The organism is Cryobacterium levicorallinum (assembly GCF_004402405.1).
Classification (GTDB): Bacteria; Actinomycetota; Actinomycetes; order Actinomycetales; family Microbacteriaceae; genus Cryobacterium; species Cryobacterium levicorallinum.
Map to the genome: position 1 here is coordinate 1 of NZ_SOFE01000020.1, position 8,492 is coordinate 8,492.

The following is an 8,492-nucleotide window of genomic DNA, read 5'->3' on the forward strand; positions in this document are numbered from 1 at the left end:
TCGCTCCGACGTTCCCCGAACGCTTCGGCTCCCTCGCCGACGCGAAGACGTTCATGGCCTCGTTCGTGGATGGTTACAACCACGAACAACGCCATTCCGGGATCGGCCTCAACACGCCCGCCGACGTGCACTACGGCCTCGCAGCAGCCAAGGCCATCGAACGAGCAGCAACGCTGGACGCGGCACGCGCACGCTTCCCCGAGCGATTCAGCACCAGCCACGCACCACAGATCCTGTCCATTCCCGCGACGGCATGGATCAACAAACCTGCCGCCAAACCCACCGAGAACGACGGGCTCGAACTAGCCGCCTAAACTCCCACTGGTCTCATTCGCCTTGACAAATTCCGGCCCCCGAGAACGCTACTCAGCAATTTGATCAGTGGCCCCAAAGGTCAATAGCACCGGCCCTCATGCGAGCGAATATTCGATATATCGAAAAGTTCTACAACAGTCGACGTCGACGTCGGCATTCCGCACTCGGCTATTGCCGACCGAATGAAGCCCAGTATGGATATCAGCAGCCAGCATTGGCAGCGTCGAAGAATCCACTAATTCCGCTGTCCGAAATGCCTGCGGCAGGTCAACATGCCACCGTGTGCTAGCCACACAGTGCCTCCTTAGGATCTGCTAATTTTGTATACGGGCTGGTTTTCGGCCGACAAGCGCTGTTGAGGGGGCATCTTCGTGAGAAGAGAGCAAATTGTAGTAGTCGTCGGACAGGGTTACGTTGGATTACCTGTGGCCATGCGTGCCGTTGAAGTGGGATTCAAAGTCGTCGGGATTGACCTCGATATCAGCCGTATTGATCGACTTAAGGCGGGGGAATCTTATGTTGAGGATATCCCAGAAAGTGTTCTGCGCTCGGCGCTCGATTCCGGGATGTACCTGCCGACTGCTTCTTATGACGATGTCACGAATTTCGACATTGCTATCATCACGGTGCCGACACCCTTGCGAGACTCACTGCCAGATTTGACTTTCATCGAAAGCTCCGGTGTGTCCCTGGCTTCTCACCTCAAGGTCGGCGCTACTGTCGTCCTCGAATCTACGACGTATCCCGGTACAACCCAAGAGCTGCTCGTTCCGATCCTGGAAGAGGGATCCGGCTTGGCCGCTGGCCGCGATTTCTTTGTAGGCTATTCACCCGAGAGAATTGATCCGGGCAACAAGACCTGGGGCTTCGTAGAAACTCCGAAGGTCGTTTCCGGCATAAACATGGAATCGCTCGCAAAAGTCAAAGGTTTTTATGACGCACTCGTCGAAACAACGGTACCCGTAAGTAGCCCAAAAGAGGCCGAACTAACGAAACTCTTAGAAAACACTTTCCGCCACGTCAACATTGCGCTCGTCAATGAACTGGCCATATTCGCGAATCAGCTCGGGGTGAATGTGTGGGAGTCGATTGAGGCAGCGTCAACGAAGCCCTTTGGATTCATGAAGTTTACGCCGGGTCCCGGTGTTGGTGGCCATTGCCTCCCTGTGGACCCGAGCTACCTCTCCTGGCAGGTTCGCCGACAACTGGGTCAGAATTTTCGTTTCGTTGAACTTGCTAATGACATTAACGACCACATGCCGGATTACGTCATCCAGCGGCTCATAGCCATCCTGAACCGAGATTCGAAGGCGTTGCGAGGTTCGCGTGTTCTTCTCGTCGGGCTGGCTTACAAAAAGAACACGGGGGATTTTCGTGAAGCTCCGTCGCGTAAAATCATCGACTTGCTCGTCGGTCTTGGCGCTGAAGTCAGTGCAATTGATAGTCACATTGAACCTCAGATGTGGCCCCAGAACGTGATCTCTGTGGGCTCGGACCTGGTCGCGGTAAGCGGGTTCGACGCGATTGTCCTGCTTACTGATCATGATGACCTCGACGTCGGAGTCTTCGGGGGCATCACCACACCTATTCTCGACACGCAATGCGTTATGTCTGGCCCCAACGTAGAAGTCCTATAGCTCACATTGCGCGAGATGGCTGCTGATGCACTGACGGGAGCTGACCTACAATCCTTCAGAACCGGTGCGCAGCTTGTCGCTGCTGTGTGCAATGTTGGTTTGAACCTCTTACTCATTCCACTATTTGGAATCATGGGTGCCGTCATAGCGACGGTCGTATCCGAGGCCCTTCTCGCTGGACTGTTTCGCGCCTACATTTCCTTCAAGCGTGCCCCGGAAAGGAGCGCTCAGTGAGTCCTGCAGCAGTTTTTAAACCAGACAGATGTCGAAGGGGTGTGAACCTTTGATCGATTTCGAGGAATTGGCCAACCCGCTCGTGACGGTGGTCATCCCAACGATCGGCCGCGCAGAATTGAACAGGGCTGTCACTAGTGTCAAAGCACAAACGCTTTGGTTGCAGATTGAATTAGTTGTCGTTGTCGACCTCGCCCATGCGGATTTTGACAGGAATGTACTTGACTTTGAGGAATCGGATCAATTAAGAATTATTCACACAAAAGGCAAACAAGGAGGGGGACACGCCCGGAACTTGGGTGTGAGCGCAGGTCGTGGGAATTGGGTCGCGTTTCTTGACGATGATGATTACTGGCTACCTACCAAAATCGCTGAGCAAATCGCTGTTGCGAAAGAGTACTCAGCTTCGGGGTCAGGCTCAGATCTTGTAATTTCTTGCCGATCCCACCTGATGGATTCGCGTTCTGCCCAAATGACCGCTAGAAATGTTCCTATCCGCCTGATGCGGCGGGATGAGTCAATTGTCAGATATTTGCTAATCGGGCGTCGCCCGGGGGCAGGCCGGGCATCTATGTTCACCCCAACTCTCTTGGTCAATCGGAGTCTTGCGCTCAGAGTGCCATGGGAGGCAAGCCTCCGGCGGCACCAGGACTGGGACTGGCTCATTCGCCTCGAGAACCATGGCGCGACTTTTCGTCAATCTGAAAACGCTCTCGTGGTCGTTCAAGTCGGCTCCGCGCAGTCGGTATCGGCAGGGCAGGATTGGCAATCTTCACTCGATTGGGGTGAGAAACGGGTTGGCCCCTTGAATCGGCTTGCTTACGCGGATTTCTTGGTAGCTCAAGTCTTGCGGTATGTGTTGCAAGCCAAGAGCGGGGCTGGTTTCGTCGCGGTCGTACGGCATCTAGTAAAGAACCGTACCTGGCCCTCTTTTGGGCCGGTATTAATCGGATTCGCCGGGCTGATGCCACGTAGAGCTTTCGACGTCTTGTTGGGGATAATCCGATGACGTACACACGTTTGATATCTCAGTTTCGTCGCCCCGGAGGTCAACCGACGAAAGACGTTGACGGTTCGAGAGTTTCGTTCCTCGTGACACAGGTGGCACCAGTTATGGGGCTTGAGCGCGTACTTCTGGATCTGTGCAAAGTGCTTTCTACCGAGATAAATGTCTCGGTGACGTCACTCGGCGGGAATAAGCTTGATCTCGCGACGTATCCGAAGGCAGTTTTGCTCGGGAAACCGATTCGTGGATTGTCCCGGATATTCAGTCTTTCCAGGGCTTTGAAGTTTCGCAAACTGGTGCCGAAGCAAGGGGCCATCGTCGTTGTGGGTGTGTGGGCAGCACTGCCGTGGCTGTTGGCCGCCAGCAGACAGCAACGGAGGAGAACGATTGTTTGGGAACATTCCCTCGTCAGCGAGCGGATGCACAATTCCAGGAAAATGCAGATTCTCAATCTTGCGGCTCGTATGACATATCCATCTGCGAAAACAGTGATCGCCGTCAGTGAGCAATTGGCCGGGGATCTCGCAGAGAGCATGAGATTGAACGACGTGCGGTGTATTCCGAATCTTGTCGTCGATGCCGGGGCAGCATTTAAACCTTCCGCACACGTCTCAGGTTCGGGGCGGTCCAACTCTGTAGTTATTTCAGTGGGGTCGCTGACCTTAGTGAAACAAGTCAACCTTTTACTTGAAGCGATGGTCCATCTGCCTGTGGAGTATTCGCTCATAATTGTGGGCGGTGGCCCCGAGAGGAGCAGGCTAGAAGCCTTGTCGACGGCATTGGGCGTCCAAAAGCGAGTCACGTTTTTGGGGATGACGCCGCATGATCGAGTCTTGGACCTTATTCGTAATTCAGATGTCTTGGTTCATTCTTCTAAGTCCGAAACCTTTGGATTGGCGTATGTCGAGGCAGGTCAGTGCATGACTCCCGTAGTTGCTGTTTCAAATAGGGCGGCTCATGCGATGATTCCGAAGTACGCGCCCGGGATCGTGACTACACACAAGCCTATCGATATAGCAGCCTCTATCGTTGAGGCGATCAGCCAACCGCCGTCATTGGACGATTACGCGAGAAGTCACAACGCTCGGCTAAGTGACTTTGACCCCCTAGTTGTATCTGCGAGATGGCTGGTGGTACTGGAAGAAGCGGGATTCTGTGGCGTCAAGGAAAGCGTTGACGGGAGATGACACAGGCTTTTCTTCTACTTGTTGGTTCGACTGGGGTGTTTGTTTCTGTTTCGGCCACACGAGATCTAGTACACGCGCATCATGGTTGGGCACGGCAACGCACAACACCGGACGGCCAATGCAGTACCCCCTAAACGAGACGTTCCCACGGGTGTATCGGTTGGACTTGGATGACAGCCTTGCAATTCCTCACGCATTCGAGCTCATCCGCATGGCTGCTAAGGCTCCCGTGGTGGTGTCGTTTTATACGCATTGGACCGACCAGTGACCTGCCGCGGGTATTTCGGACAGCGGAATTAGTGGTTTCTTTTGCGCTGCCAATGCTGGCTGTTGATAACCGTAGTGGACTTCATTCTGCCGGCGGTAACCGAGTGCGGAGTGCCGGCGTCGGCTGTTGTAAAATCCTTCGATATATCGGATGACGTCGCTGCGAGCTTGTGTTTTCGTGGCGTAGGCGGTGCGGAAACACGTTTGTTCTTGAGCATCGAGAAGAAACTTTCGGCCATGCTGTTGTCCCAGCACACGCCGGTGCGGCCCATCGAGGAGCGCATCCCCAGGCCGGTCACCAGAGCCCGAAAATTGGCCGACGTGTAAACGCTGCCCCTGTCGGAATGCCAAATCGCGTCCGGCTCAATCAGAGTCGTCGTCGCGGCGGCGTTCCGGAGGGCGTCGGCGACGAGTTCGGTGCGCATGTGGTCGGCGATGGACCAGCCGACGACCTTCTTTGAATAGCAGTCGATGACGGTGGCCAGGTAGATGAACCCTTGCCAGGTGTGGATGTCGGTAATGTCGCCGACGAATTTCGCTCCGGGGCGGTCGGCGGTGAAATCGCGTTTGACGAGGTCGGGCATGCTCGCCGCTGCCTCGGCATCGGCCTCCGTCGTGATGCGGAAGGGCCGTGGTTGGCAGGCTACGAGGCCGATCTGGCGCATGAGTTGCCGCACCAGCTCGGGCGAGCACTCGGTCTGCTCGGCGCCCAGGTCGGCGTGGATGCGCCGGTACCCGTAGGTGCCGTCGGATTCCTCGAAGAAATGCTGGATCCGGGCGATCAGCGCCTGCTGGCGGGCCGACGTCGCCGATTGTGGACGCGTCACCCAGTGGTAGAACCCGGACGTGGACACGGCCAGCCAGAGGCACATTGGCGAGTAGCGCCTGATGGTAGCGCTGGTCCAGACACTTGGTGTGTAATCGCGTGACATCGTGGACAGTGGATCTCAGCACTTCGTGGACGCTGGGTCTCATGGCTTCGTGCACAGCTACCGCTCTGGCTCACCGAGCACTGCAGGGGGATCAGTCTGGCGCTGGGCGAACTGTGTCTGATATTCCGCGTTCTTGCGTTCCCAGGGTTTCGTCGGGTGGGTCACGCCAACGCCCTGGATGGAGTAGGAGGCAACGTATCGGCCTCGGGCGTTTAGCGCGACCATCGGCAGCGGGAATGAGAACACGATTTCAGCGGTGACGGGATCGGTTAACAAGAACGCGTCGTCGGTGATCGTCCGGTAGAACGTGCGGTCGGCGTACGTCGTAGGCAGGGAGACCTGGTAACCCTGAAAGTAGACCTGCCGGTTGGCTTTGGTGACCTCCACGAGTGACTGATCCGCTGTTTGTGGCCGTGCGTTGTCGTCGGGCATGACCTGCCCGGTCTTGGAGATCGTCAACGGCGCCCGGTGAAGGTCTGACTGTCGTCGCGTGCGAGCCTGCCGGTACTCCGAGGCTTTCGCTTCCAGCGCCGACAGCGGGATCGGCTCGGTCGCTGGCGTGTGCTCGAGCAAGTCCCACGCTGCCTGCGGCGTAGCTTGTTCGAGGGCTTGATGCGGTCGGCGGTTGTTGTAGTGCTCCCGGAAACGCTGGATCCGGACACGGAGATGCTCGAGAGTGGCCGGCCGGTCGGCGTCGAGGAAACGGATCAACGTCTGGTGGGAGCGCTCATTCTTGCCCTGTGTGGTGGGCTTGCCCGGCAGCCCGCTGATCGGCATGGTGCCTTTCGAGGCCAGAAAGATCTCCACGGAGCCGATCGTGCCTGCGCGCAGCTGGTTGAACGCCAGCGAGTTATCCGATAACACTTCCTGGGGTGCCCCGCATGCAGCGATTGCCCGTTCGAGTACGTCCTTGGCATCAGCACTGTTCTCATGACGCGAATACGCGTCGGAGCCCACGTCGTAACGGCTTGCGTCGTCGAGCAGTTGATACACAGTGACAGTTTGCCCGTTTGCCAGCCGGTACTCGATCGCGTCCAGTTGCCACAGCGACATCGCCGTCGCACGCACGAACGGGATGTAGGACGACTTCGGTCGCTTCCTCGGCGACGCGTCCACCTGCCCGACGCTGGCCAGAAGACGTGCGATCGTCGCCACCGACGGGACCTTCCCTCCAGGGAACCCGCTGTCCATGGCCGCTTCGTAGTAGATCGAGCGGGGACCATAATCCCAGCCATCAGTCTTGAGCTGTTTGCGAATCTTCACGACCTCATTCACGACGACCTACCCATAACGCCGGGCCGGGACCTTCGGGGCGCGGGAGCGTGGGTGCAGCGCAGCAGCAGCCTCGTGGACAGCTCGCCCGCGGATCTTATAGAACACACTCCGAGAGATCTTCAGAGAGCGACAGAACCTGATAATTGACAGCGCGTGAGGCTGGGTCGGGTCGTAATTCATGATCGCGGCACGAGTCTGGGGTGAAAGAGAATTCGTCATTCCCTAACTATCATCGGCGCAAGTGTCTCCGATGCTGTGAGACATCGTGTCCACGATGTCATGAGATCGTGTGTCCACGATGCGTTGAGACAGGACACACGAAGCCATGAGACCCAGCGTCCACGAAGTTCTGAGATCCACTGTCCACGATGTCACGCGATTACACACCAACTGCGTGGACTGGCGCTACCATCAAGCGCTACTCGCCACCGCCCATGGGCTCGCCCGTCTTCGACGGTGTCGGATCTGCGGTTGTCGCAAATGACTACTCGCCGAGCTTCGCCGAGCCGCCTCCGGAACTCAGCCATCACGCATCCGCTGGCATGCGCCTATGGACAACCGATTCGCAACGGTCGTCGGCCGCAACTGACACCGCCGCACGCCGGCGGCGCATAGTGAGGTGGCCCTCCCGCATCCGCTCGCGAGAAGAAGGATGGTGCAGCGCGGTCTGCCGCGCCAGCCGGCGATTTACGGGACTGTTTTGACAACTGAGTGTCAAGACCCGCTCTTGGTATCAGTGAACCGTGCACGCGCTGCCGCAGCGCAGTTGGGTAGGTCAGCAGCGTCAACGGCCACCATGCATCCGCGCTCCCACGGGCTAGTCCATATCCAAAACCTTGTGCGTCCCGATAAGTAGGAACGCCAGGGTGGTGCCGTCGAAGCTCCAGGCTAGTCGGCCATCCGGCGCGAACGTGGCTTCGAATCGTTTCGGGCTGATCGACTTGAAGCGCTGAATGACCTTGATACGCCGTCTGGTCGCGATACTTCGAGACTCACTCTCGCTACCTTTTCCGGCTGCTTGCAACTGCAGCAGGTGAAGGATATCCCTCTGCGCCTCCAGAGCCTGTTTTCGCAGGTCATCGGATTTCAGTTTTCGGAATTGCCGCTGATAGATGGTGGAGAGGGCTATCTGAATTTCAGCCATTCAGTGCGCGCTCTGCCTCGTCGAGCGACGTGAACGTCGTGAATGGCCCCTTGGCCGCGGCGTCGATCTCGGCGAGTGTCTCGTCGGTCAGCCAATCCTCCTGGGCGACGGGAGCCATCCGCTTGATGACGATCGTGTCGCCGACGATCAGGACGTCGAGCGGATCCCCGACACTGAGCCCGAGCTCGCGGGTCAGTTTGGCGGGTACGGTGATCTGGTTATGCGTACGGAGTGTGAGTATGGCCATGTCAACCTCGAAATTCTTGTTTTCTTAAATTCTAATATATCTGGCCATCGTGAGTCCGTCTAGCTCACGCCGGAACCGGGTCGGGTACTGCCGGGGCCGGCGACTTGGCTCAGCACGCGACGGCGAGACGTCTCGAGGGCGGTCACGTCCCGCCGGTTGGTGTAATTCATCGTCACCGTGCGGGTCAGCTGATTTGATTATGCGGCAATGAGCTCGGGAACGGGAATCACCCCCGTCAGGGCGCTGGC

Annotated in this window: 5 protein-coding genes and 3 pseudogenes; 4 read left to right on the forward strand and 4 right to left on the reverse strand. The window is 57.4% G+C overall.

Annotation, left to right across the window (positions count from 1 at the left end; genetic code table 11):
• From E3O11_RS17640 to E3O11_RS10080, 4 genes and pseudogenes are all read left to right on the forward strand, one after another.
• Positions 1 to 314 (forward strand): annotated as a pseudogene (locus tag E3O11_RS17640) (IS3 family transposase); the annotation flags it as partial.
• 372 nt (positions 315 to 686) lie between these two features.
• On the forward strand, positions 687 to 1,952 hold the full coding sequence (locus tag E3O11_RS10065; protein ID WP_277871274.1) for a nucleotide sugar dehydrogenase: 1,266 nt from the start codon (positions 687 to 689) through the stop codon (positions 1,950 to 1,952).
• A 283-nt stretch (positions 1,953 to 2,235) separates the two neighbouring features.
• Positions 2,236 to 3,195 carry a glycosyltransferase family 2 protein gene (locus E3O11_RS10075; protein ID WP_166787564.1) on the forward strand — a complete coding sequence of 320 codons (960 nt, stop codon included), beginning with the start codon at positions 2,236 to 2,238 and terminating at the stop codon, positions 3,193 to 3,195.
• Between the two features lie 83 nt (positions 3,196 to 3,278).
• Positions 3,279 to 4,379: a glycosyltransferase gene (locus E3O11_RS10080; protein WP_166787565.1), complete on the forward strand. Its 1,101-nt coding sequence runs from the start codon at positions 3,279 to 3,281 to the stop codon at positions 4,377 to 4,379.
• Between the two features lie 312 nt (positions 4,380 to 4,691).
• Here E3O11_RS10080 and E3O11_RS10085 read toward each other — a convergent pair.
• From E3O11_RS10085 to E3O11_RS10100, 4 genes and pseudogenes are all read right to left on the reverse strand, one after another.
• Positions 4,692 to 5,518, reverse strand: a pseudogene (locus tag E3O11_RS10085) (IS3 family transposase); the annotation flags it as partial.
• A 117-nt stretch (positions 5,519 to 5,635) separates the two neighbouring features.
• Positions 5,636 to 7,072: pseudogene (locus E3O11_RS10090) on the reverse strand (integrase core domain-containing protein).
• Positions 7,073 to 7,670: 598 nt separating this feature from the next.
• Positions 7,671 to 7,997, reverse strand: a complete 327-nt coding sequence (locus E3O11_RS10095; protein ID WP_092453178.1) for a hypothetical protein — start codon at positions 7,995 to 7,997, stop codon at positions 7,671 to 7,673.
• Positions 7,990 to 8,244 carry an AbrB/MazE/SpoVT family DNA-binding domain-containing protein gene (locus tag E3O11_RS10100; protein ID WP_092453175.1) on the reverse strand — a complete coding sequence of 85 codons (255 nt, stop codon included), beginning with the start codon at positions 8,242 to 8,244 and terminating at the stop codon, positions 7,990 to 7,992. Before E3O11_RS10100 ends, E3O11_RS10095 begins: the two co-directional genes overlap by 8 nt.
• Positions 8,245 to 8,492 lie beyond the last annotated feature (248 nt).

What these genes read in the sequence shown, in the direction of transcription:
- E3O11_RS10100 (WP_092453175.1), bottom strand. Translation starts at nt 8,244, where the DNA reads ATGGCCATACTCACACTCCGTACGCATAACCAGATCACCGTACCCGCC.
- E3O11_RS10095 (WP_092453178.1), bottom strand. Translation starts at nt 7,997, where the DNA reads ATGGCTGAAATTCAGATAGCCCTCTCCACCATCTATCAGCGGCAATTC.